This window comes from Streptomyces sp. NPDC058637 (assembly GCF_042717325.1).
Classification (GTDB): Bacteria; Actinomycetota; Actinomycetes; order Streptomycetales; family Streptomycetaceae; genus Streptomyces.
Genome location: NZ_JBHXRD010000061.1, coordinates 1 through 23,711, shown reverse-complemented (window position 1 = coordinate 23,711; position 23,711 = coordinate 1). Strand labels below are relative to the sequence as shown.

General features: G+C 71.9%; 18 protein-coding genes. 7 read left to right on the top strand and 11 right to left on the bottom strand.

Annotated elements, in window-relative coordinates:
* Positions 1-60: 60 nt before the first annotated feature.
* The 6 genes from aceE to ACFWVP_RS34405 form a co-directional block, all read right to left on the bottom strand.
* The gene (gene aceE / locus ACFWVP_RS34430) at positions 61-2,730 is read right to left on the bottom strand and encodes a pyruvate dehydrogenase (acetyl-transferring), homodimeric type (RefSeq protein WP_384502061.1); all 2,670 of its coding nucleotides are present in this window, start codon (positions 2,728-2,730) and stop codon (positions 61-63) included.
* A gap of 399 nt (positions 2,731-3,129) precedes the next feature.
* Positions 3,130-3,753, bottom strand: coding sequence for a GntR family transcriptional regulator (locus ACFWVP_RS34425; protein ID WP_384502059.1), 624 nt, complete (start codon positions 3,751-3,753; stop codon positions 3,130-3,132).
* Between the two features lie 149 nt (positions 3,754-3,902).
* Positions 3,903-5,768, bottom strand: coding sequence for a 2-oxoglutarate dehydrogenase, E2 component, dihydrolipoamide succinyltransferase (gene sucB / locus ACFWVP_RS34420; protein ID WP_384502058.1), 1,866 nt, complete (start codon positions 5,766-5,768; stop codon positions 3,903-3,905).
* A 60-nt stretch (positions 5,769-5,828) separates the two neighbouring features.
* Positions 5,829-7,217 (bottom strand): dihydrolipoyl dehydrogenase, encoded by a 1,389-nt coding sequence (gene lpdA / locus ACFWVP_RS34415; RefSeq protein ID WP_384502057.1) that lies wholly within the window; start codon positions 7,215-7,217, stop codon positions 5,829-5,831.
* Positions 7,218-7,575: 358 nt separating this feature from the next.
* Positions 7,576-9,129, bottom strand: a complete 1,554-nt coding sequence (locus tag ACFWVP_RS34410) for a leucyl aminopeptidase (protein ID WP_384502055.1) — start codon at positions 9,127-9,129, stop codon at positions 7,576-7,578.
* A 521-nt stretch (positions 9,130-9,650) separates the two neighbouring features.
* Positions 9,651-10,430, bottom strand: coding sequence for an adenosylcobinamide-GDP ribazoletransferase (locus ACFWVP_RS34405; protein ID WP_384502053.1), 780 nt, complete (start codon positions 10,428-10,430; stop codon positions 9,651-9,653).
* An 86-nt stretch (positions 10,431-10,516) separates the two neighbouring features.
* Between ACFWVP_RS34405 and ACFWVP_RS34400 the strand changes: the two genes are divergently transcribed.
* A complete protein-coding gene (locus ACFWVP_RS34400) occupies positions 10,517-11,287 on the top strand; it encodes a hypothetical protein (RefSeq protein ID WP_384502051.1) in 771 nt (256 codons plus the stop codon).
* Positions 11,288-11,289: 2 nt separating this feature from the next.
* Here the strand turns inward: ACFWVP_RS34400 and cobT are convergent, their stop codons facing one another.
* A complete protein-coding gene (gene cobT / locus ACFWVP_RS34395; RefSeq protein ID WP_384502049.1) occupies positions 11,290-12,459 on the bottom strand; it encodes a nicotinate-nucleotide--dimethylbenzimidazole phosphoribosyltransferase in 1,170 nt (389 codons plus the stop codon).
* A 113-nt stretch (positions 12,460-12,572) separates the two neighbouring features.
* On the bottom strand, positions 12,573-13,775 hold the full coding sequence (locus ACFWVP_RS34390; RefSeq protein WP_384502048.1) for a bifunctional adenosylcobinamide kinase/adenosylcobinamide-phosphate guanylyltransferase: 1,203 nt from the start codon (positions 13,773-13,775) through the stop codon (positions 12,573-12,575).
* Positions 13,776-13,911: 136 nt separating this feature from the next.
* Here ACFWVP_RS34390 and ACFWVP_RS34385 point away from each other — a divergent pair, with 136 nt between their 5' ends.
* The gene (locus tag ACFWVP_RS34385) at positions 13,912-14,115 is read left to right on the top strand and encodes a hypothetical protein (protein WP_056784341.1); all 204 of its coding nucleotides are present in this window, start codon (positions 13,912-13,914) and stop codon (positions 14,113-14,115) included.
* Between the two features lie 99 nt (positions 14,116-14,214).
* On the opposite strand, the gene ACFWVP_RS34380 is transcribed toward ACFWVP_RS34385, so the two are convergent.
* The 3 genes from ACFWVP_RS34380 to ACFWVP_RS34370 form a co-directional block, all read right to left on the bottom strand.
* On the bottom strand, positions 14,215-15,291 hold the full coding sequence (locus tag ACFWVP_RS34380; RefSeq protein WP_384502046.1) for a S1C family serine protease: 1,077 nt from the start codon (positions 15,289-15,291) through the stop codon (positions 14,215-14,217).
* Between the two features lie 85 nt (positions 15,292-15,376).
* Positions 15,377-16,111: a class I SAM-dependent methyltransferase gene (locus tag ACFWVP_RS34375; RefSeq protein WP_384502064.1), complete on the bottom strand. Its 735-nt coding sequence runs from the start codon at positions 16,109-16,111 to the stop codon at positions 15,377-15,379.
* A gap of 59 nt (positions 16,112-16,170) precedes the next feature.
* Positions 16,171-16,770, bottom strand: a complete 600-nt coding sequence (locus tag ACFWVP_RS34370) for a DUF3043 domain-containing protein (RefSeq protein ID WP_384502045.1) — start codon at positions 16,768-16,770, stop codon at positions 16,171-16,173.
* Positions 16,771-17,065: 295 nt separating this feature from the next.
* Here ACFWVP_RS34370 and ACFWVP_RS34365 point away from each other — a divergent pair, with 295 nt between their 5' ends.
* The 5 genes from ACFWVP_RS34365 (at position 17,066) to ACFWVP_RS34345 (ending at position 23,614) form a co-directional block, all read left to right on the top strand.
* Positions 17,066-17,848, top strand: a complete 783-nt coding sequence (locus ACFWVP_RS34365; RefSeq protein WP_384502043.1) for a PspA/IM30 family protein — start codon at positions 17,066-17,068, stop codon at positions 17,846-17,848.
* A gap of 10 nt (positions 17,849-17,858) precedes the next feature.
* Complete coding sequence (locus ACFWVP_RS34360; RefSeq protein ID WP_384502041.1) at positions 17,859-18,137, top strand: hypothetical protein; 279 nt, start codon at positions 17,859-17,861, stop codon at positions 18,135-18,137.
* A gap of 154 nt (positions 18,138-18,291) precedes the next feature.
* Entirely contained in the window at positions 18,292-19,563 is a 1,272-nt protein-coding gene (locus tag ACFWVP_RS34355) for a sensor histidine kinase (protein WP_384502039.1), read from the top strand.
* Positions 19,560-20,249 (top strand): response regulator, encoded by a 690-nt coding sequence (locus ACFWVP_RS34350; protein ID WP_384502062.1) that lies wholly within the window; start codon positions 19,560-19,562, stop codon positions 20,247-20,249. The genes ACFWVP_RS34355 and ACFWVP_RS34350 overlap by 4 nt, the downstream gene beginning before the upstream one ends.
* Positions 20,250-20,458: 209 nt before the next feature.
* Positions 20,459-23,614 (top strand): efflux RND transporter permease subunit, encoded by a 3,156-nt coding sequence (locus tag ACFWVP_RS34345; protein ID WP_384502037.1) that lies wholly within the window; start codon positions 20,459-20,461, stop codon positions 23,612-23,614.
* Positions 23,615-23,711: the final 97 nt, after the last annotated feature.

Genomic DNA, 23,711 nt, shown 5'->3' with positions numbered 1-23,711 from the left:
GGGGGCCGCCGGGGGGGGGGGGGGTGCCGGACCTGCCCGGCACCCGCCCCGCCCGTCCGACTACAGCCCGTACTTCTCCCGGGCCTCCTTGACCTTCGAGGCCGGGATCTCGCCGCGGCGGGCCAGCTGGGCCAGGGAGGCGACCACGACCGACTCAGGGTCGACCCCGAAGTGCCGGCGGGCGGCCTCGCGGGTGTCGGAGAGGCCGAAGCCGTCCGTGCCCAGCGAGGACCAGTCCTGCTCCACCCACTGGCTGATCGAGTCCGGCACCGCGCGCATCCAGTCGCTGACCGCGAGGACCGGGCCCGGCGCACCGGAGAGCGCCTGGGTCACGTACGGCACCTTCTCCTCACCGCGGAGCAGCGCCTCGTCGGCCTCCAGCGCGTCACGGCGCAGCTCTCCCCACGAGGTCGCGGACCAGACGTCGGCCGTGACCCCCCAGTCGGCGGCCAGGAGTTCCTGGGCCTTGAGCACCCAGTGGATCGCCGTACCGGAGCCCAGGAGCTGCAGGCGCGGCGCGTCCGCCGCGGCGGGCGTGCCCTCCTTGAAGCGGTACAGGCCCTTGAGGATGCCCTCCTCGACGCCTTCCGGCATCGCGGGCTGCTGCTTCGGCTCGTTGTAGACCGTCAGGTAGTAGAAGACGTTCTCGGCCTCGGGGCCGTACATCCTGCGCAGACCGTCCTTGACGATCACCGCGATCTCGTACGCGAACGCCGGGTCGTAGTTCAGCGACGCCGGGTTCGTGGACGCGATCAGGTGCGAGTGGCCGTCCGCGTGCTGCAGACCCTCGCCCGTCAGCGTCGTACGGCCCGCCGTGGCACCGACGATGAAGCCCTTGCCGAGCTGGTCGGCGAGCTGCCACATCTGGTCGCCGGTCCGCTGCCAGCCGAACATCGAGTAGAAGATGTAGAACGGGATCATCGTCTCGCCGTGCGTCGCGTACGACGTGGAGGCGGCGATGAAGTCGGCCATGGCACCGGCCTCGGTGATCCCCTCGTTGAGGATCTGGCCGTCCTTGGCCTCCTTGTAGTACATCAGCTGGTCGCGGTCGACCGGCTCGTACGTCTGGCCCAGCGGCGAGTAGATGCCGGCCGACGGGAAAAGCGACTCCATACCGAAGGTACGGGCCTCGTCCGGGACGATCGGGACCCAGCGCCTGCCGGTCTCCTTGTCCCGCATCAGGTCCTTCACCAGGCGGACGAAGGCCATGGTGGTGGCCATCTCCTGCTTGCCGGACCCCTTGTACAGGGCCTTGAAGGCGCGCTCCTCCGGCTGCGGCAGGGCCGCGGCGTGCACCCGGCGGGCGGGGGCCGGGCCGCCGAGGGCGGCACGGCGCTCCTGGAGGTAGCGGACCTCGGGGGAGTCGGCGCCCGGGTGGCCGTAGGGGACCAGGCCGTCCGCGAAGGCGCTGTCCGGGATCGGGAGGCCGAGCAGCTCGCGCATGCTCTTGAACTCGTCGACCGACAGCTTCTTCATCTGGTGGTTGGCGTTCTTGGACTCGAAGCCCTTGCCGAGCGTGTAGCCCTTGACCGTCTGGGCCAGGATCACGGTCGGCGCGCCCTTGTGCTCCACCGCGGCGCGGTAGGCCGCGTACACCTTGCGGGCCTCGTGGCCGCCGCGGGAGCTGTAGAAACACTCGGCGATCTTGGCGTCGCCCAGCAGTTTCGCCAGCTCGGCGAGCGCGGGCTCGGCGCCGAAGAAGTGCTCGCGGATGTACGCCACGTCACGGGTCGCGTACGTCTGGAACTGCGCGTCCGGCACCTCACGGAGGCGGCGGATCAGCGCGCCCGTGGTGTCCAGCTGGAACAGCTCGTCCCAGGCGTTGCCCCAGAGCGTCTTGATGACGTTCCAGCCGGCTCCGCGGAACGCGCCCTCCAGCTCCTGGACCACGCGGAAGTTCGCGCGGACCGGGCCGTCGAGACGCTGCAGGTTGCAGTTGATGACGAAGGTCAGGTTGTCGAGCTGCTCACGGGCCGCGAGGGCGAGGGCTGCGGTCGACTCGGGCTCGTCCATCTCGCCGTCGCCCAGGAAGGCCCAGACGTGCGAGTTCGACGTGTCCTTGATCCTGCGGTTCTCCAGGTAGCGGTTGAAGCGCGCCTGGTAGATCGCCGAGAGCGGGCCGAGGCCCATCGAGACGGTGGGGAACTCCCACAGCCAGGGCAGCCGTCGCGGGTGCGGGTAGGAAGGCAGGCCCGCACCGCCCGACTCCTGGCGGAAGTTGTCGAGCTGCTGCTCGCCGAGGCGGCCGTCGAGGAAGGCACGGGCGTAGATACCGGGGGAGGCGTGGCCCTGGATGTAGAGCTGGTCGCCGGAGCCGTCCCCCTCCTTGCCGCGGAAGAAGTGGTTGAAGCCGGTCTCGTACAGCCAGGCGGCCGAGGCGAAGGTGGCGATGTGGCCGCCGACGCCGAAGCGGGCACCACGGGTGACCATCGCGGCCGCGTTCCAGCGGTTCCACGCGGTGATCTTCGATTCCATCTCCAGGTCGCCGTCGAAGGCGGGCTCCGCGGAGGTGGGGATGGTGTTGACGTAGTCGGTCTCCAGCAGCTTGGGCAGCGCGATACCGGCGCCCTCGGCGTGCTGGAGCGAACGCCGCATCAGATAAGCGGCGCGGTGCGGGCCCGCGGCCTTGGTGACGGCGTCCAGGGAGGCCGCCCATTCGGCGGTCTCCTCGGGGTCGCGGTCCGGGAGCTGGTCGAGCTCGCTCGGAAGCTTTGCTACGGGGTCGGTCATGATCGCCGCCTTCCGGAGTGGGAGGGGGTGGAGAAGGCCCTGGCTGGCAGGACAGGGCGATCGGGCCGGTGGGCCCGCGAGTGAACTGTAAGGCGCCGATCGATGATCGATCAAAGGATGAAAGGCAAAACTTCTCGATATGAAGAAAGTGGCATGGGGTGCCTCGAAGTGGGGCACGGAGTGACGGGATTATTGGGGTGAAACGGGCTCTGAGCTGCACAGTCGAGCGCCTGGTGCCACAGATGGGTGCGGACCTCAGCGAAGCGCACACCTTCACGCGTAGCCCGCCGCCGCTCCGGCGCACGCCCTCCCGCGCGGGCTCACGCCTTCGCGGGGCTTATGGCCCGGACGTGGCTCGCTCGGGACTCGTGGTGCACTCCGCTTGGGCGCACTCCGGACTCACGCCCGGGGCGCGCACCCCAGGACGTGCTCCTTCACCAGCACGGCGATCCGCGGATCCCGCCGCAGGAACGCCTCGATGAGCGCCTCGTGCTCCTCCGCGTACGACTTCTGCACCGTGCCCAGCCAGCGGATGGACAGGGCCGTGAACACCTCGATGCCCAGCCCCTCCCAGGTGTGCAGCAGCACGGCGTTCCCCGCCGCCCGGACCATCTCCCGGTGGAAGGCCACGGTGTGCCGCACCTGCGCCTCGCCGTCGGCCAGCCGGTCGGCCTCGTACAGGGCCGCCACGTGCGGGGTCAGCGCCGAGCAGTCCTCGCCCAGCGCCGGGGCCGCCAGCTCGGCGGCGATCTGCTCCAGCCCGGCCCGGACCGGGTAGCTCTCCTCCAGATCGGCCGCCGTCAGATTCCGTACCCGTACGCCCTTGTTGGGCGCCGACTCGATCAGCCGCAGGGTCTCCAGCTCGCGCAGCGCCTCACGCACCGGCGTCTGGCTGACCTCCAGCTCGGTCGCGATGCGCCGCTCGACGATCCGCTCACCCGGCTTCCAGCGCCCGCTGACGATCCCGTCCACGATGTGCTCGCGGATCTGCTCGCGCAGCGAGTGGACGACGGGCGGGGTCATGACGGGCTCCTTCGGGGCAAACCGGTGCTGCCTACACCGACACGGCCGCCAGGGGGCGACCGGTGGTGTCTAGACAATACGGCGGCGCCCCCGCCCGGGAGTGTTCCGGACGGGGGCGCCGCTGGTGAGGCTGGTTACAACCGCGGGGCTCAGAGCCCGAGCTCGACCTCGAACTCGCCGGCCTCGAGGATCGCCTTGACCGTGGTCAGGTAACGGGCGGCGTCCGCGCCGTCCACCAGACGGTGGTCGTAGGAGAGCGAGAGGTACGTCATGTCGCGGATACCGATGACGGTGCCCTCGGCGGTCTCGATGACCGCCGGACGCTTGACGGTGGCACCGATGCCCAGGATGGCCGCCTGGTTCGGCGGCACGATGACGGTGTCGAACAGCGCACCGCGCGAACCGGTGTTGCTGATGGTGAAGGTCGCACCCGACATGTCGTCCGGGGTGAGGCCGCCACCGCGGGCCTTGCCGGCCAGCTCGGCCGTCTTCTTCGCGATACCGGCGATGTTCAGGTCGCCCGCACCCTTGATGACCGGGGTCATCAGACCCTTCTCGGCGTCCACGGCGATGCCGATGTTCTCCGAGTCGAAGTACGTGATGGTGCCTTCGTCCCCGTTGATCCGGGCGTTGACGACCGGGTGGGCCTTCAGCGCCTGGGCCGCCGCCTTCACGAAGAACGGCATCGGGGACAGCTTGACGCCCTCACGGGCGGCGAAGGACTCCTTCGCCTGGTTGCGCAGCTTCATCAGCTTGGTGATGTCGACCTCGAGGACCGAGGTCAGCTGGGCCTGCGAGTGCAGCGCCTTCATCATGTTGTCGCCGATGACCTTGCGCATACGGGTCATCTTGACCGTCTGACCGCGCAGCGGGGACGCCTCCACCTTCGGCGCGGCCTTGGCTGCCGGGGCAGCGGCGGCCGGAGCCGGAGCGGCGGCGGCCTTGGCGGCCTCCGCGGCGGCGGCCACTACGTCCTGCTTGCGGATACGGCCACCGACGCCGGTGCCCTTGACCGCGCCCAGGTCGACGCCGTTCTCGGCGGCGAGCTTGCGGACCAGCGGCGTGACGTACGCGCCGTCGTCACCGGAAGGCGCGGCCGGAGCGGCCGGTGCCGGGGTGACGGGTGCCGGAGCGGCGGCCACCGGCGCCGGGGCGGCCGGAGCCGCGACCGGGGCGGCGGGCGCCACCGGCTCGGGAGCCGGAGCGGCCGGGGCGGGAGCGGCCGGAGCCGGAGCGGCCGGAGCCGGAGCGGCGGCCGGTGCCGGGGCAGCCGGGGCGGGAGCCGGAGCCGGAGCAGCGGCCGGTGCCGGGGCAGCCGGTGCAGCAGCCGGAGCCGGGGCGGCAGCCGGAGCCGGGGCGTCGGCAGGAGCGGCGGCGGCCGGGGCGGCGCCCGGAGCACCGATGACGGCGAGCTTGGCGCCGACCTCGGCGGTCTCGTCCTCGGCGACCACGATCTCCAGCAGCACGCCGGAGACCGGGGCGGGGATCTCGGTGTCGACCTTGTCCGTGGAGACCTCGAGCAGGGGCTCGTCCTCCGTGACCTCCTCGCCGACCTCCTTCAGCCAGCGGGTGACGGTGCCCTCGGTGACGCTCTCACCGAGCGCCGGGAGGGTGACATCGGTACCGGCGGCGCCACCGGCCGGGGCCGCGGGGGCCTCGGCAGGAGCGGCCGCGGGGGCCTCGGCGGCAGGTGCCGGGGCCTCGGCCTCAGGTGCCGGAGAATCGGCCTCAGGTGCCGGAGCGGCAGCGGGCTCGGCGGCCGGGGCCGGCGCGTCCGTGCCGTCGTCGATGACGGCCAGCTCGGCGCCGACCTCGACGGTCTCGTCCTCGGCGACCTTGATGGACGCCAGGATGCCCGAGGCGGGGGCGGGGATCTCGGTGTCGACCTTGTCGGTCGAGACCTCGAGCAGCGGCTCGTCGGCCTCGACGTGCTCGCCCTCGGCCTTCAGCCAGCGGGTGACGGTGCCCTCGGTGACGCTCTCGCCGAGCGCCGGAAGGGTTACGGAAACCGACATGGTTTCAGTTGCTCCTTACGAAAGTGCGGAAGTGGTCGGTCGTCGCGCCCGTGACCGGAATCAGTCGTGGGAGTGAAGAGGCTTGCCGGCGAGGGCCAGGTGGGCCTCGCCCATCGCCTCGTTCTGCGTCGGGTGGGCGTGGATGAGCTGCGCGACCTCGGCCGGCAGCGCCTCCCAGTTGTAGATCAGCTGCGCTTCGCCGACCTGCTCGCCCATACGGTCACCGACCATGTGGACGCCGACCACGGCACCGTCCTTGACCTGGACGAGCTTGATCTCGCCGGCGGTCTTCAGGATCTTGCTCTTGCCGTTGCCCGCGAGGTTGTACTTGAGGGCGACGACCTTGTCCGCACCGTAGATCTCCTTGGCCTTGGCCTCGGTGATACCGACGGAGGCGACCTCGGGGTGGCAGTACGTCACCTTCGGCACGCCGTCGTAGTCGATCGGCACGGTCTTGAGGCCGGCCAGCCGCTCCGCCACCAGGATGCCCTCGGCGAAGCCGACGTGGGCGAGCTGGAGGGTCGGGGCGAGGTCGCCCACGGCCGAGATCGTCGGGACGTTGGTCTGCATGTACTCGTCGACGAGGACGTAGCCGCGGTCCATCGCGACCCCGGCCTCCTCGTAGCCCAGACCCTGCGAGACCGGGCCGCGGCCGATCGCGACCAGCAGCACCTCCGCCTCGAAGGTCTTGCCGTCGGCGAGGGTGACCCGCACACCGTCCTCGGTGTACTCGGCCTTGTCGAAGAAGGTGCCGAGGTTGAACTTGATGCCGCGCTTGCGGAACGCGCGCTCCAGGAGCTTCGAGCTGTTCTCGTCCTCGACCGGGACCAGGTGCTTCAGGCCCTCGACGATCGTGATGTCGGTCCCGAAGGACTTCCACGCCGAGGCGAACTCGACGCCGATGACGCCGCCGCCCAGGACGATCGCGGACTTCGGCACGCGGTCCAGCTTCAGCGCGTGGTCCGAGGAGATGACGCGGTTGCCGTCGATCTCCAGGCCGGGCAGCGACTTCGGCACGGAGCCGGTCGCGAGCACCACGTGGCGGCCCTGGATACGCTGGCCGCCGACATCCACCGAGGTGGGCGACGAGAGCCGGCCCTCACCCTCGATGTAGTGCACCTTGCGCGAGGCGATGAGTCCCTGCAGACCCTTGTACAGGCCCGAGATCACCTCGTCCTTGTAGGCGTGGACGGCCTCGATGTCGATGCCCTCGAAGGTGGCCTTCACGCCGAACTGACCGGCCTCGCGGGCCTGGTCGGCGATCTCGCCGGCGTGCAGCAGCGCCTTCGTGGGAATACAGCCGTTGTGCAGGCAGGTGCCGCCGACCTTGCCCTTCTCGATCAGTGCGACGTCCAGGCCCAGCTGCGCTCCGCGCAGTGCCGCGGCGTAACCGCCGCTACCACCGCCGAGGATCACTAGGTCGAAAACGGTGCTGGCGTCGTTCGCCACGTCACGTCCTCCATGCATGTGCGCCGTACGCCGGGCCCCGTCGCTGGGGTGTGACCGGCCGGTCGGCTGGTGTTCGGCCGCTTGCGTTATTCGGCCCTGTGGTTGGGGCCCTGTCCTGCCGAGAACCCATCTTCGCACTTGTTGAGGGCGGGCGGGACGCGGGGCCCCGGTCCGGGGCGGACGGATGCCCGGCCCGGACGGTTACCGACGCGTACAAAGTTCCGGAAAAACAGCCGGTCAGAGCCACCGGGTGGAACACGTACGGCCCCGGACGTATGCCCGGGGCCGTATCCGCCGCGCGCGAACGTCACACGCGGACATCACGCGCGAAGGCCGTGCGCGTACGTGGTGCCCGGACTCAGCCCAGGTCACCGGCGGCCGTGCGCTCCGCCAGCTTGACCAGGGTGCGGACCGCGGACCCGGTGCCGCCCTTGGGCGTGTAGCCGTACGGCGCGCCCTCGTGGAAGGCGGGTCCGGCGATGTCCAGGTGGGCCCAGGCGATGCCCTCGCCCACGAACTCCTGGAGGAAGAGGCCGGCCACCAGGCCGCCGCCCATCCGCTCACCCATGTTGGCGATGTCGGCGGTGGGGGAGTCCATGCCCTTGCGCAGGTCGGCGGGGAGCGGCATCGGCCAGGACGCCTCGCCGACCTCCTCGGCGATCTCGTGGATCGACGTACGGAAGGCGTCGTCGTTGGCCATCACACCGAAGGTGCGGTTGCCCAGGGCGAGCACCATCGCACCGGTCAGGGTCGCCACGTCGACGATCGCGTCCGGCTGCTCCTCCGACGCGCGGGTCAGCGCGTCGGCGAGGACGAGCCGGCCCTCGGCGTCGGTGTTGAGCACCTCGACGGTCTTGCCGCTGTACATGCGCAGCACGTCACCCGGGCGGGTGGCGTTGCCCGACGGCATGTTCTCGGCGAGGGCCAGCCAGCCGGTGACGTTGACCCGCAGGCCGAGACGCGCAGCCGCGACGACGGCCGCGAACACGGCGGCGGCGCCGCTCATGTCGCACTTCATCGTCTCGTTGTGGCCGGCCGGCTTGAGCGAGATGCCGCCCGAGTCGTAGGTGATGCCCTTGCCGACGAGGGCGAGGGTCTTCTCCGCCTTGGGGTGCGTGTAGGCGAGGCGGACGAGGCGGGGGCCGTGCGCCGAGCCCTGGCCGACGCCCAGCAGACCGCCGAAGCCGCCCTTGACGAGCGCCTTCTCGTCGAGGACCTGCACCTTGATGCCGTGCTCCTTGCCGGCGGCGGCGGCCACGGCGGCGAAGGACTCGGGGTACAGGTCGTTGGGCGGGGTGTTGATCAGGTCACGGGCCCGGTTGATCTCCTCGGTGACCGCGAGGGCGCGCTCGGCGGCGGCCTTGAACGCCTTGTCGCGCGGCTTGGTGCCGAGCAGGGCGACCTCCGCGAGCGGCAGCTTCGGGCCGCTGGGCTTTGCGCCCTTGGGGGCGACCTTGTTCTCGCCGCCCTGGTAGGCGGTGAAGGCGTACGCGCCCAGCAGGGCGCCCTCCGCGATGGCCTCGGCGTCCTCGGCGGACTCCGTCGGCAGGGCGAACCCGGCCTTCTTCGAGCCGGCGAGCGCGCGGGCGGCGCTGCCCGCGGCCCGGCGCAGTGCCTCGGCGCCGTACGCGTCGTCCTTCTTCGGGACCGGGCCGAGCCCGACCGCGAGGACGACCGGGACCTTGAGTCCGGACGGCGCGGGGAGCTTGGTCACCTCGCCCTCGGCACCGGAGGCGCCCAGGGTCTCCAGGACGGTGGCGAGCTTTCCGTCGAACGCCTTGTCCACGGCCTCGGCGCCCGGTGCGACGACCAAGTCCCCGGACTTGGACCCGGCGCCCTTGGCGACGCCGACGACGAGTGCGTCGGCGCGCAGCGTCGCCGCACCGGCAGTGCTGAGAGTGAGAGCAGTCACGGTGGTGAAATCTCGCTTCCGTTGAGTTCTGTGTCGGTCGAGGGGTGGGCCGACCGTGCCCGGCGCGTCGTAGACGCCGCCGCAATGTGCCGGTTATGAGCCTACGCGCGCCTTCGCCGCCCGCTCACAGGGGCGGGGCCGTCCAGCCGAACGCGCCCGTTCCGACCGGCCCCGCGCGGAGGGAAAGGGCCTCGGGTGCAGGGTCGTTGACCTGGGCGGGAGCCGTGGGGGAGACGACAGGCGGAGCGCGAGGGAACGGTGGCCGGTGCTCCGCGCCGTGCTGGTGCCGCCGGCCCTGCCGGCCGGCTGCGCCCCCCGCCGCGGAGGACGGAGGCCCGCGGAGCCGAAGGCCGCGACCGCCGCCCCTCCACCGGGCGCCCGGGAGGATGTCCCGCCCGACGCGGCGAGGTTCCCCGTCTCCCGTCCCCGTGGCGCGAGGAGCGACGGCTCGAACTCGCGACGGGCGCCGCACCGGCTGACGGTCCCTCGGCCGAGGACGCCCCGGCCGGGGGGTCCGCGTCTCAGCCGAGGATGAGTGCCACCAGCGTCACCGTGGCGGCCGTCTCCTCCAGTGCCCCGAACACGTCGCCGGTCACCCCGCCGAAGCGCCGCACGCAGTGGCGCAGCATCAGGTGCGCAGCCCCCAGGCCGGCCAGGGCCGCGAGGGCGTGGTGCACGGCCCCGTGACCGCCGAGCGGCGCACCGGCCCCCGCGCAGCCCGCGAGGACCACGCAGGCGACGGCCGTGGCGGTACGGAGCGAGACGGTGCCCGCCACCGCCGCGCCGAGGCCCTCCGGCCGGGCCGGCGGGACGCCTCGGCGCGCGGCCAGCGTGAGCGCGAGCCGGGCGACGACGGCCGCCGTGACCGTCCCCAGCGCCCCGTACGCCCAGCCCCGCCCGTACAGCTCGGACAGGGCCGCGACCTGGGCCAGCAGGACGAACAGCAGGGTGATCACACCGAACGGCCCAATGTCGGACTGCTTCATGATCCGCAGGGCGTCCTCGGCCGGCCGGGCGCTGCCGAGTCCGTCGGCGGTGTCCGCGAGGCCGTCCAGGTGCAGGCCCCGGGTCAGCACGGCGGGGAGCGCGGCGGAGGCGACCGCGGCCGGCAGGGCCCCTGCCCCGGCGAGCAGCAGCAGTGTCCCGGACCCGGCCGCGAACAGCCCCACCACCAGCCCGGCGAGCGGGGCGCAGAGCATGCCGGCGCGGGCGGCTCCACGGTCCCAGCGGGAGACGCGGACGGGGAGCACGGTCAGGGTGCCGAAGGCGAAACGTATGCCGTGGCTGTTCAGGGAGGTCACCGCGCGCAGGCTAGCCGGTGCGGCCCGGCGCTAGATTGTGCAAAACACGCAAAGGCCGTAAAGCCGGACTGTCGGGAGTAGGTGGCATGGGTCACTGGTTTCACCAGAACATCGTCGAACCGGGCAAGCTCCCGCTGCTGCTCGCCCTGAGCGCTTTCGTTCTCACCTTCGCCGTCACCCGTCTCATCACCCGGATGATCCGGGCCGGGAAGGGGCCGTTCCGCAACATCACGCCCGGCGGGGTGCACGTCCACCACGTGGTGCCGGGCATCGTGCTCTCGGTGGTCGGCGGCTTCGGCGCGGTGGCCTGCGGACAGCACGGTGTCGCGGCCGGGATCTGCGCCGCCGTCTTCGGTGTGGGAGCCGGCCTGGTCCTCGACGAGTTCGCGCTGATCCTGCACCTCGACGACGTGTACTGGAGCGAGGAGGGCCGGCAGAGCGTGGAGGTCGTCGTCCTCACCGCCTCGCTCGTCGTACTCGTGCTCGCCGGCTTCTCACCCCTGGGGGTGGACCAGCTGACCGGCGAGCAGCAGCAGAACAGGCTGGGCGTCGTACTGACCTACGTCGTCAACTTCGGCTTCGTACTGATCGCCCTGTTCAAGGGCAAGGTCCGCATGGCGATGATCGGCACCCTGGTCCCGTTCATCGCGCTGATCGCCGCGATCCGGCTGGCCAGGCCGGTCTCGCCGTGGGCCAGGCGCTTCTACCGCAACCGGCACCGGGCCCGCGCCAGAGCGGTGCTGAGGGCCTATCACCACGACGTGCGCTGGGCGGGACCGCGCCGCAGGTTCCAGGACCTGATCGGCGGAGCCCCTGACCGGACACCGCTCCCGGGGCCGCGCGGCCCCGGGACCTGAGCTCAGGCGCCGGCGCCGTCCGTGTTCTCCGCGCCCGCCGCGCTCTTCGCGTTCACCGCGTCCGCCACGGCTTCCGCGCTCTCCGCCTCCACGGCTGCCCCGTCCGCGGCTTCCTCCTCGGACTCCTCGGACTCCTCCGCCCGTTCGGGCAGCTCCGCGGCCAGCGCCGCGGCGGCCTGGACGAGCGGCAGCGCGAGCAGCGCGCCGCTGCCCTCGCCCACGGTCACACCGTGGTCCAGCAGCGGCGTCAGCGCCATCCGGTCCAGCGCCTTCATCTGCGCCGGCTCACCGCTCACCTGCCCGGCCAGCCACCAGTCCGGCGCCCGGAAGGCCGCCCGCTGGGCCACCAGGGCACAGGCCGCCGAGACCACACCGTCCAGCACCACGGGCATCCGGCGCACCGCGCTCTGCAGCAGGAAACCGGTCATCGCCGCCAGATCCGCGCCGCCCACCGCGGCCAGCAGCTCCAGCTGATCGCCGAGAACCGGCCGCGCCCGGCGCAACGCGTCCCGGATCGCGGCGCACTTGCGCATCCAGGCCAGGTCGTCGATGCCCGCACCCCCGCGCCCGGTCACCACCGACGCGTCCGTGCCGCACAGGGCCGCGATCAGGGTCGAGGCCGCCGTCGTACCGCCGACACTCAGATCGCCGAGCACCACCAGATCGGTGCCGGAGTCGGCCTCCTCGTCGGCGATCCGCATCCCGAGGCGTACGGCCTGCTCGGCCTCCTCGGCCGTCAGCGCGTCCTCGACGTCGATACGGCCGCTGCCGCGCCGCACCCGGTGCCGCACGACCGCGTCGGGAAGCAGCTCCGGGTCGCAGTCCAGGCCCGCGTCCACGATCCGCACGGGCACGGAGAAGCGCCGGGACAGCACCGCCACCGGGCTCGCACCGTCCAGCACGGCCCGGACCAGCTCGTGCGCGGTCCCGGCCGCCCGGCCGGACACGCCGAGCTCCGCCACCCCGTGGTCACCCGCGAAGAGCACCACACGGGGCCGGTCGACCGGCTTGACCGGCACCGCCTGCTGAGCGGCCGACAGCCACTCGCCCAGCTCGTCGAGCCGTCCGAGGGCGCCGGAGGGGACGATCAGCCGCTCCCGGCGTTCCTCGGCATCACGGCGTACACCCCCGTCGGGGCGTTCGATCAGGTCGGAGAAGTCGTCCAGATTCACGGGGGTCTGCCTCGCGGGTCGTCACATGGTGGGCCGGAACCCGGCGCAGGGCTCCTGTGCGGAACAGTACCCGCCGCCCTTGTGCGGTCCCGGCCCGCGCGCCCGCCCGCGGCTCAGCCCCGCAGCACCAGCGCCCGGCCCGCCACCACCAGCAGCACATGCTCGCACTCGTCGGCGAACGCGGCGTTCAGGCGCCCCAGTTCGTCCCGGAAGCGCCGACCGGCGGCCGTCGCCGGGACCACCCCCGAGCCGGTCTCGTTGGTCACGGCGACGACGGTACGGCGCGTCCCGCGCACCGCGCGCACCAGATCGGCGACCCGCGCCCGCAGCGCGTCCTGTCCGCCGTCCGCCCACCGGGCGTCGTCCCAGGCGCCCACCCGGTCCAACGCGTCCGTCAGCCACAGCGAGAGGCAGTCGATCAGGAGCGGCGGACCGTCCGCCTCCAGCAGCCCCACCAGCTCGCACGTCTCCTCGGTGCGCCACGCGGCGGGCCTGCGCTCCCGGTGCAGCCCGACCCGGGCCGCCCATTCCGCGTCGCCCTCGCGGCGGCCTCCGGTCGCCACGTACACCACCTCGGGGAACGTCTCCAGGCGCTGCTCGGCCTCCAGCGACTTCCCCGACCGGGCGCCCCCCGTCACCAGCGTGCGCCGGGGCACATCGGGCACGGCGTGGTACCGGCCCACCGGCAGGGTCGTGCCGTCCGGCACCGCGCGCGCCCCGCCCGCCGCGAGCCTGCGGTCCAGTTCCTCACCGGGCGGCGCGTCATGGTCCAGATGGACGGCGATCACCTCCGTGGCGGCCCCGACCGCCTCCACGGCCCGCAGCCTGGCCACGGCGTCGGGGCGCGCGACCACGTCGCAGACGACCATGTCGTACGCCTCCGCCACCCGGTCGGCCAGCCCGGCGGGGGCGGCCCCGGGCGGCAGGTAGAGCAGCCGCTCGCCCTCCGGCGACGTCACCTCGTAGCCGGTACCCGGCGCGTCCATCGCCACCGCCCGGATCCGGTGCCCGGAGATCAGCGTCAGCTCCTGCCCGTCCGGGACCCGTCCCGCGGACGGCAGCGAAGGGGGCAGCTCCATGGCGGGGCCGTCGTGCGGATGGGTCAGCAGTACCTGTCGTACGCCGCTGAGTGAATGGCCCGCACGGGCGGCGGCGAACACCGCGCCGGGGGTGAGGTCGAGCAGCAGCGCGTCGTCGACGAGCAGCGCGGTGGCGGCGCGCGCCCGCGCACCACGGGCCGACGCGCAGACGGCGCAGGGGCAGTCGGGGCGCGGCAGCCCGTCGGGGGCGCCGGTGCCGAGCAGAGTCAGTTCCACGCTGCTGATCCTCCCGTGTCCATGCCCCGCCTGCGCGCCCGGGCCAGGCACCGGTGCGTCTCGTCCGGATCATGCCGGGCCCGATCCGGACGCGAGGCACTAGGCTTCGGGCAGCAACGTGACCCAGGAGGCGGACATGGCGTGGACGTGGCGGTTCGAGAAGTCCGACGGTACGGAGACGGAGCCGGCCCTGCAGCCGGAGGAGTTCACGACCCAGGGCGACGCGGAGTCCTGGATCGGTGAGTTCTGGAAGGAGCTCCTGGAGGGCGGCGCCCACCAGGTGACGCTCTTCGAGGACACGACGAAGATCTACGGCCCGATGAGCCTCCAGGCCGAATAGGCCCACCGGCCCGCCCGTCACCGGGCCCCGGCACCCGGGCGGGCCCCGCCTTCCGGCCACGCGCCGGGGTGAGCCCGGTGCCGCCCGCCGCGGTCCGGGTCACATCTCGCCGAGAGTGACCTCGGCCGACTTCTCCGCGTCCCCGCGCGTGTAGGTCACCTTGACCTCGTCGCCCGGCTCGTCGTTCGCCAGCGCCTCGGAGAGCGAGGTGATCGTCGTGACCGGGGTGCCGCCGATCCGGGTGATGACGTCCCCGGCACGCAGCCCCGCGTCCGCCGCGGCCCCGCCCTTCTCCACGCTGACGATCGCGACCCCGGCGGGCTGATAGCTGTCGTCGACGACCGTACGGCCCGTGATGCCGAGCGCGGCCCGGCCGGAGTCGGTGATCTTGCCCGACTCGATGATCTGGTCGGCGACCGTCCGCACCATCGAGACGGGGATCGCGAACCCGATCCCCGGCGCCGCGCTGTCGCCCTCCGTCGCCGCGAGGGTCGGGATGCCGATCACCTCGCTGTCGAGGTTCACCAGGGCGCCGCCGCTGTTCCCCGGGTTGATCGCCGCCGAGGTCTGCACCATGTCGGCCAGCGTCGCCCCGGTGCCGCCGCCCGAGCTGCTCTCGCTCACGGTCCGGCCCACGGCGGAGACGATGCCCTGGGTGACGCTGCTGGACAGGCCCAGCGGCGAGCCCATCGCCAGCACGATCTGCCCCACCTCGACCTCGTCGGTGTCGTCGAACCGCGCGGCCTTCAGCCCGTCCGGGAGGTCGTCCAGCTTGACGACCGCCAGGTCCTGCTCCGGGTAGGAGGAGACCAGGGACGCCTTGAGCACCTTCTCGCCGGTGGGGACGCTGACGTCGAAGGTCTTCTCGCTGCCCACCACATGGGCGTTCGTGACGATGTGGCCCTTGTCGTCGTAGACGACGCCGGAACCGAGACCGTCCCCGGCCGCGATCTGCACGACGGACGGCAGCACGTCCTTGATGACGTCCTGGTACCGCTCCTCGAGGTCATCCGTCGCCCGGGCGGGCACGGCCTGGCGCGCGGGGGCGCCGGACGGTGCGGAGTCCGGCCCGGCGCAGCCACAGGCCAGGGCGAGCGTGCAGACACCGGCGGTCAGGGGCAGCGCGCGGCGGCGGATCACGCGGCGGGAGGAAGAGGGTGCGGGGGATGCGTCCATGCCCGGAGTATCACCGGGGCCCTGGTCGGGGGGCCCGCGCTGTTGGGCCGATCAGACGTACGAGGCGAGCCCGGCCCGTCAGGCCCTAACCGCGTACCCCGCACAGGTGCAGCAGCGCGGCCACCCCGCGGTACGGATCGGTCCGCCCCGCCCGGTCCTCCGCGTCCAGCACGCGGGCCAGCTGCTCGGTGTCCGGCAGCTCCACCTCGTTGCCCACGTTGTCCGTGAAGACCCGTACGCCGTACCAGGCGTGCAGCGGCGCGGCGATCCCGGCGAGCGTCGCCGTCAGGGCGTCGAGCCGGTCCGCCCGCACCCTGAGGCCGAGCCGGTTCGTGTACGTGTCCGTGTCGAACGCCGTGAGGGCCCCGGCGAAGTCGCCCGCCGTCCCGGGCCGCATCGCGAGCGCGTCCGCGTTCCGCACGAGCAGGGACAGCAGCCCGCCGGACGCCAGCATCCGGGCCAGGCCGGCCAGCATCGGATCGGGCTCGGGGACGTACATCAGGACGCCGTGGCACAGCACGACGTCGAAGCTGCCGGGCAGGAAGTGGACACCGGTGTCGCGGCCGTCGCCCTCGATGAGCCGCATCCGCTCCCGGATGCCCTCCGGCTCGCCCGCGAGCGACTCCCGGGCCGCCCTGAGCATCTCGGGGTCCGACTCCAGGCCCGTCACGGAGTGCCCGGCCCGCGCCAGACGCAGCGCCTGGGTGCCCTGACCCATACCGACGTCGAGCACCCGCAGCCGGCGCCCCACCGGGAAGCGCGCGGCTATCTGCTCGTCCAGCTGCCGGGCGACGAGCTCCTGGCGGACCGTGTTGCGCAGGCCGCCGAGCCCGTCGAGCCACTGGGAAGAGACCCCCGTGAAGCCGGAGGTCTCCGCACTCAGGGCCGCTCTCCCCGCTTGACCTGCGGCTTCGGAAGCCGCAGTCGGCGCATCTGGAGCGTCCGCATCAGGCCGTAGGCCACCGCGCCGCGCTTGGGGGTGTCCGGGAAGCGCTCGGCGAGCTGCTTCTTGAGCCGGAACGCGAGGCCGATGGAGTCGACCACGATCAGCACGATCACGCCGAGCCAGAGCAACAGCGAGATGTTCTGGATGTTCTGGACCTGGATGACGCTGAGGACCAGGATGATCACGGCGAGCGGGAGGAAGTACTCCGCGATGCAGAAGCGGGAGTCCACGAAGTCACGGACGAAGCGCCGCACGGGCCCCTTGTCACGGACCGGCAGATAACGCTCGTCGCCCGACGCGAGCGCCTCACGCTGCCTGGCCAGATCGGCGCGGCGCGCTTCGCGCTGGCGCTTCACAGCCTCCTTGCGATCGGTCGGCGTGCCACTGGAGGCACGCCTGCGCTGCGTCTGGGCCTCGCTGCGCTTGGGCGTGGGGCGACCCTTGGGGGCCTCGGGGTCGCGGGGCTGCTTGGAGAGGTCCGCCGTCACCTTGCCGGTGGGGGCCTTCTCTTCTTTGGAACGGCTACGGAACACAAAACCCAAGGGTACGGGGTCCGCGGGGGCGGCACGGGACCGGGCGGGAACGATCCGGCAACGGACTGCGTCCTGATAACTGTCCTGACAGGGGCAGAACGGACTCCGGCACCACTTTCCCCGATGCCCGTCTACTCCCTGGGCGTGAGTGGTCACCGGCGCAGTCGTCCTTGGGTAGGAGCACATCCGCGTCCGAACAGTGCGGTAATGGAGACAGGGCCCGTACTGTGGGTTCTGTTGGAGTGCTGGAGCTCAGTCCGTCAGAAGGGGGCGCGCGAAGCCCATGAGCGGTGTCATGAAGCGTATGGGAATGATCTTCCGCGCGAAGGCAAACAAGGCCCTTGACCGGGCCGAGGATCCGCGCGAGACCCTCGATTACTCGTACCAGAAGCAGCTGGAACTGCTTCAGAAGGTACGCCGCGGTGTCGCCGATGTGGCGACCTCGCGCAAGAGGCTGGAGCTGCAGCTGAACCAGCTGCAGGGACAGTCCTCCAAGCTGGAGGACCAGGGCCGCAAGGCACTCGCGCTCGGCCGCGAGGACCTGGCCCGCGAGGCGCTGTCCCGGCGCGCCGCCCTCCAGCAGCAGGTCACGGACCTGGAGACGCAGCACCGGACGCTGCAGGGCGAGGAGGAGAAGCTCACCCTCGCGGCCCAGCGGCTTCAGGCCAAGGTGGACGCCTTCCGCACGAAGAAGGAGACCATCAAGGCCACCTACACCGCGGCCCAGGCGCAGACCCGGATCGGTGAGGCCTTCTCGGGCATCTCCGAGGAGATGGGCGACGTCGGCCTCGCGATCCAGCGGGCCGAGGACAAGACCCAGCAGCTCCAGGCGCGGGCCGGAGCCATCGACGAGCTGCTGGCCTCCGGTGCCCTGGACGACCCGACCGGAACGGCGAAGGACGACATCGCCGCCGAGCTGGACCGGCTCTCCGGTGGTACGGATGTAGAGCTGGAGCTGCAGCGGATGAAGGCCGAGCTGGCCGGTGGTTCCTCCGCGCAGCAGCAGGCCATCGAGGGCGGTGCGCAGGACTCGGCACCGCAGTCGCAGCAGTCTCCGCACAAGTTCGACAAGCAGTGAGGGCGGCGTCATGATCGTACGGATCATGGGGGAGGGCCAGGTGGTCCTGGCCGACAGTCATGTCGGCGAGCTGAACAAGCTCGACGACGTACTGCTCGCGGAGATGGAGAGCGGTGACGGACCCGGCTTCCGCACCACGCTCCACGCGCTCCTGGACAAGGTGCGTGAGCTCGGCTCACCACTGCCGGACGACTCCCTGGAGCCGTCCGAGCTGATCCTGCCGTCACCGGACGCCACCCTCGACGAGGTACGCGCCATGCTCGGCGACGACGGGCTGATCCCCGGCTGACCGTGCGCCCGCTCCACACTCCCCACCGCGCCCCGCCCCGGTTCCACCGGAGCGGGGCGCGGTGCTGCGGGGGCGCCATTCCGTCCTTGCCCGTGACGGCATCCGGACACCGCACGGACCTGCCGCTGGACGGCACGCCGTACCGTGGCTCGACGTGACAACCCTCCCGACCGGGCTCGTGCGTCCCCGACGCTGGCTGCACGGACACCCCCTCGCCTTCGACGGGGCACTCGCCGCGGCGGTGCTCGCCGCCATGCTCTGCGCCTCGTTCGCCGAGCCGAACCCGGGGCACGGGCCCATCTTCGGCGTCCGCACCCCCGAACTCCCCAGCGTCCTGCTGATGGTGCTCGGGGCCGGGGCGCTCGTGCTGCGGCGGCGCAACCCCATGGCGGTGCTCGCCGTGACCGGCGTGCTGTCCGCCCTCGAATTCCTCCTGATGGACCCGCCCGCCCCCGTGGTGATGAGCTCGGTCATCGCGCTCTTCAGCGTGGCGGCCAGCACCGACCGCCCCACCACGTGGCGGGTCGGCCTGCTGACCATGGTGGTGCTGACCGGGACCGCGATGGTGTTCGGCTCCGCCCCCTGGTACAGCCAGGAGAACGTCGGCGTCCTCGCCTGGACCGGCCTGGCCGGTGCCGCCGGCGACGCCGTGCGCAGCAGACGGGCGTTCGTCGACGCGATCAGGGAACGGGCCGAGCGGGCGGAGCGCACCCGTGAGGAGGAGGCCCGCCGCCGGGTCGCCGAGGAGCGGCTGAGGATCGCCAGGGACCTGCACGACGTCGTCGCCCACCACATCGCCCTGGTCAACGTCCAGGCCGGGGTGGCCGCCCATGTCATGGACAAGCGCCCGGACCAGGCCAAGGAGGCGCTCGCCCACGTACGCGAGGCCAGCCGCTCCGCGCTCAACGAACTGCGGTCCACCGTCGGGCTGCTGCGCCAGTCCGGCGACCCGGAGGCGCCCACCGAACCGGCCCCCGGGCTCGGGGTCCTCCGCGAGCTGGTCGACACCTTCCGCAACGCGGGCCTCCCCGTCGAGGTGGCCTGCACCGACCGGGACAACCCGCTGCCCGCGGCCGTCGACCTCGCCGCGTACCGGATCATCCAGGAGGCCCTGACCAACGTACGCAAGCACGCGGGCACCGACGCCAAGGCCGAGGTGAGCGTCGTACGGGTCGGGGCGACGGTGGAGATCACCGTGCTCGACAACGGCAGGGGCGCCGGGAAGGGCCGTCCCGACGAGCACGAGGACGGGGGCGGGCACGGCCTCATCGGCATGCGGGAACGCTGCATCGCGCTCGGCGGAGCCCTCACCGCGGGTCCCCGCTACGGCGGCGGATTCCGCGTCCATGCGATCCTGCCCGTCATGTCCCGCGCGGCTGAGCCGGAGAGACCGGCCACGGCGGAACGGACGGGGGGATGCGCGTGACACCGATCAAGGTGCTGCTCGCCGACGACCAGGCGCTGCTGCGCAGCGCGTTCCGGGTGCTGGTCGACTCGGAACCCGACATGCAGGTCGTCGGAGAGGCCGCGGACGGTGCCGAGGCCGTGGCGCTGGCCCGCACGACCCGTGCCGACGTGGTGCTGATGGACATCCGGATGCCCGGCACCGACGGGCTCACGGCCACCCGGATGATCAGCGCGGACCCCGACCTCGCGGACGTACGGATCGTCATGCTCACCACGTTCGAGGTGGACGAGTACGTCGTGCAGTCCCTGCGCGCGGGCGCGTCCGGCTTCCTCGGGAAGGGCGCCGAACCGGAGGAACTGCTCAACGCCATCCGGATCGCCGCGGGCGGCGAGGCGCTGCTCTCCCCGGCCGCGACCAAGGGGCTCATCGCCACCTTCCTCGCCCAGGGCGGCAGCGCCGGCGAGGGCCCGGACGCCGCCCAGTACTCCGAGCGGCTCGGCGCGCTCACCGGACGTGAGCGCGAGGTGCTCGTCCTGGTCGCCGGCGGGCACTCCAACGACCAGATCGCCGAGCGGCTCGTGGTCAGCCCCCTCACCGTCAAGACCCATGTCAACCGGGCCATGGCGAAACTGGGAGCACGGGACCGGGCCCAATTGGTCGTAATCGCGTACGAATCGGGCCTGGTGCGACCCAGGACCGAGTGACGGGTGGAGATCCGGCGTACTCCAGCTGCGGTATGGGCTTCATAAGAAAGCAACCCGGGGGCCGACGAATACGTCACCGGGATCGGCGATCGTATAGCTGGGCAGGCTGTGTCCCCTCCGCTCGAACTCCGGACCCGGACCCGGGCCTTCGGCCCCGGTTCCGATCAGCCGCCCCACTGCCGCGTACGCCACAGAAGAGAGACCCACCCATGTCCTGGCTGTCCAGATTCAGCCTCGCGCAAAGGGCCCTGATCGGGCTGATCTCGATCGTCGCGCTCGTTTTCGGAGCCATAGCGATCCCGCAGCTCAAGCAGCAGCTGCTGCCCACCATCGAACTCCCGATGGTGTCGGTGCTTGCCCCCTACCAGGGTGCGTCCCCCGATGTGGTCGAGAAGCAGGTCGTCGAACCCCTCGAGAACGCCATCAAGGCCGTCGACGGCGTCGAGGGAATCACCTCGACCGCCAGCGAGGGCAACGCCGTCATCATGGCGAGCTTCGACTTCGGTGACGAAGGCACGAAGCAGCTCGTCGCCGACATCCAGCAGGCAGTCAACCGCGCCCGCGCCCAGCTGCCCGACGGCGTCGACCCGCAGGTCATCGCCGGTTCGACGGACGACATCCCGACCGTCGTCCTCGCCGTCACGTCCGACGAGGACCAGCAGGCACTGGCCGACCAGCTCGACCGCACGGTCGTCCCGGCGATCGAGGGCATCGAAGGCGTCGGCCAGGTCTCGGTCGACGGTGTCCAGGACCTCCAGGTCTCCGTCGTGCCCGACGCCAGGAAGCTGGCGGCGGCCGGACTGAACGCCGGCTCGCTGGCCCAGGCGCTCCAGGCCGGCGGTGCCACCGTGCCGGCCGGCTCCTTCGCCGAGGCGGGCAAGAGCCGCACCGTCCAGGTCGGCGGCTCCTTCACCTCGATCCAGCAGATCGAGGACCTGATGGTCTCCGCGCAGGACCCGGCGACCGGCAAGCCCGGCAAGCCGGTCCGCGTCGGTGACATCGCCACGGTGAAGGAGGAGCCCTCCACGGCGGTCTCCATCACCCGCACGAACGGCAAGCCGAGCCTCGCCGTCACGGCGACGATGGACAAGGACGGCAGTGCCGTCGCCATCTCCGACGCCGTCCACGACAAGCTCCCGGACCTGCGCAAGGACCTCGGCGCCGGCGCCGAGCTCACCATCGTGTCCGACCAGGGGCCGGCCGTCTCCAAGGCGATCTCCGGCCTCACCACCGAGGGAGCGCTCGGACTGCTGTTCGCGGTCGTCGTGATCCTGGTCTTCCTCGCCTCGATCCGCTCGACCCTGGTCACCGCGGTCTCCATCCCGCTCTCCGTGGTCCTCGCGCTGATCGTGCTCTGGACCCGCGACCTGTCGCTGAACATGCTCACGCTCGGCGCGCTCACGATCGCGATCGGCCGCGTCGTCGACGACTCGATCGTGGTCCTGGAGAACATCAAGCGGCACCTCGGCTACGGCGAGGAGCGCCAGTCGGCGATCATCACCGCCGTCAAGGAGGTGGCCGGCGCGGTCACCTCGTCCACGCTCACCACCGTCGCGGTCTTCCTGCCCATCGGTCTGGTCGGCGGCATGGTCGGCCAGCTCTTCGGCTCGTTCTCCCTCACCGTCACGGCGGCGCTGCTGGCCTCGCTGCTGGTCTCGCTCACCGTGGTCCCCGTCCTGTCGTACTGGTTCCTGCGCGCCCCCAAGGGCACCGCGGAGAACCCGGACGAGGCGCGCCGCGCGGCGGAGGAGAAGGAAGCCGCGAGCAAGCTCCAGCGGCTGTACGTCCCGGTGCTGCGCTTCGCGACCCGACGCCGTATCACCAGCATCGTCATCGCCTTCGTGGTGCTGTTCGGCACCTTCGGCATGGCACCCCTGCTGAAGACGAACTTCTTCGACCAGGGCGAGCAGGAAGTCCTCTCCATCAAGCAGGAGCTGACCCCCGGCACCAGCCTGGAGGCGGCCGACGCGGCGGCGCAGAAGGTCGAGAAGGTCCTCGCGGCCGACGACGGCGTCAAGGACTACCAGGTCACCGTCGGCTCGTCCGGCTTCCTGGCGGCGTTCGGCGGCGGTACGGGAGCCAACCAGGCCTCCTACCAGATCACGCTCAAGGACTCGGCGGACTTCGTCGCCACCCAGGACCGGATCGACGAGGCCCTCGGCAAGCTCGACGGGATCGGCGACACGACGATCGCCGCGGGCGACGGATTCGGCAGCCAGGACCTGAGCGTCGTGGTGAAGGCCGCCGACGCGGACATCCTGAAGAAGGCCTCGGAGGCGGTGCGCACCGAGGTCGCCGAGCTGGACGACGTCACCGACGTCCAGAGCGACCTGGCGCAGAGCGTCCCGCGCATCTCGGTCAAGGCCAACGACAAGGCGGCCGACGCCGGGTTCAGCGAGGCCACGCTCGGCGCGGCGGTGGCCGGAGCGGTGCGGGGCACCCCGTCCGGCAAGGCGATCATGGACGACACCGAGCGTGACGTCGTCGTGAAGTCCTCCAGTCCCGCCTCCACGATGGCCGAGCTGAAGGCCCTGAAGCTCGGCCCGGTCGAGCTCGGGCAGATCGCCGACGTGAAGCTGGTCCCGGGCCCGGTCACCATGACCCGGATCGACGGTCAGCGCGCGGCGACGATCACGGCCAAGCCGACGGGCGACAACACCGGCGCGGTGAGCGCCTCGCTCCAGACGAAGATCGACGCCCTGGAGCTCCCGGACGGCGCCACCGCCACCATCGGCGGCGTCTCCCAGGACCAGGACGACGCCTTCGCGAAGCTGGGCCTGGCCATGCTGGCGGCCATCGCGATCGTCTTCATGCTGCTGGTGGCCACCTTCCGGTCGCTCATCCAGTCGCTGATCCTGCTGGTCTCCATCCCCTTCGCGGCGACGGGCGCCATCGGCCTCCTCGTCATCACCGGCACCCCGATGGGCGTCCCGGCGATGATCGGGATGCTGATGCTCATCGGCATCGTGGTGACCAACGCGATCGTGCTGATCGACCTGATCAACCAGTACAGGGCACAGGGCATGGGCGTCGTCGAGGCGGTCGTCGAGGGCGGCCGTCACCGTCTCCGCCCGATCCTGATGACGGCACTGGCGACGATCTTCGCCCTCCTCCCGATGGCGCTCGGAGTCACGGGCGAAGGCGGCTTCATCTCGCAGCCGCTGGCGGTCGTGGTGATCGGCGGTCTGATCACCTCCACGCTGCTGACCCTGCTCCTGGTGCCGACGCTCTACTCGATGGTCGAGCTCCGCAAGGAGCGCCGCGCCGAGAAGAAGGCGGCCAGGCACGAGGCGAAGTCGGGCACCGCGACCTCCGGAACGCCGGAGGAAGCCCTCTCCGACGAGCCGGAGCCGGCGAAGGCCTGACGGACCCCGGTAGCACCACGGAGAAGGGCCCCCCCGCCCCACAACGCGGAGGGGGGGGTCTCCGAGGGGAGGGGGGGGGGGGGGCCCCAAACGCGGG

Excerpts from the sequence above, each read along its gene's own strand:
- aceE (WP_384502061.1), bottom strand. The coding sequence starts at position 2,730 with ATGACCGACCCCGTAGCAAAGCTTCCGAGCGAGCTCGACCAGCTCCCG.
- ACFWVP_RS34425 (WP_384502059.1), bottom strand. The coding sequence starts at position 3,753 with ATGACCCCGCCCGTCGTCCACTCGCTGCGCGAGCAGATCCGCGAGCAC.
- sucB (WP_384502058.1), bottom strand. The coding sequence starts at position 5,768 with ATGTCGGTTTCCGTAACCCTTCCGGCGCTCGGCGAGAGCGTCACCGAG.
- ACFWVP_RS34400 (WP_384502051.1), top strand. The coding sequence starts at position 10,517 with ATGGGTCACTGGTTTCACCAGAACATCGTCGAACCGGGCAAGCTCCCG.
- ACFWVP_RS34385 (WP_056784341.1), top strand. The coding sequence starts at position 13,912 with ATGGCGTGGACGTGGCGGTTCGAGAAGTCCGACGGTACGGAGACGGAG.
- ACFWVP_RS34380 (WP_384502046.1), bottom strand. The coding sequence starts at position 15,291 with ATGGACGCATCCCCCGCACCCTCTTCCTCCCGCCGCGTGATCCGCCGC.
- ACFWVP_RS34365 (WP_384502043.1), top strand. The coding sequence starts at position 17,066 with ATGAAGCGTATGGGAATGATCTTCCGCGCGAAGGCAAACAAGGCCCTT.
- ACFWVP_RS34360 (WP_384502041.1), top strand. The coding sequence starts at position 17,859 with ATGATCGTACGGATCATGGGGGAGGGCCAGGTGGTCCTGGCCGACAGT.
- ACFWVP_RS34345 (WP_384502037.1), top strand. The coding sequence starts at position 20,459 with ATGTCCTGGCTGTCCAGATTCAGCCTCGCGCAAAGGGCCCTGATCGGG.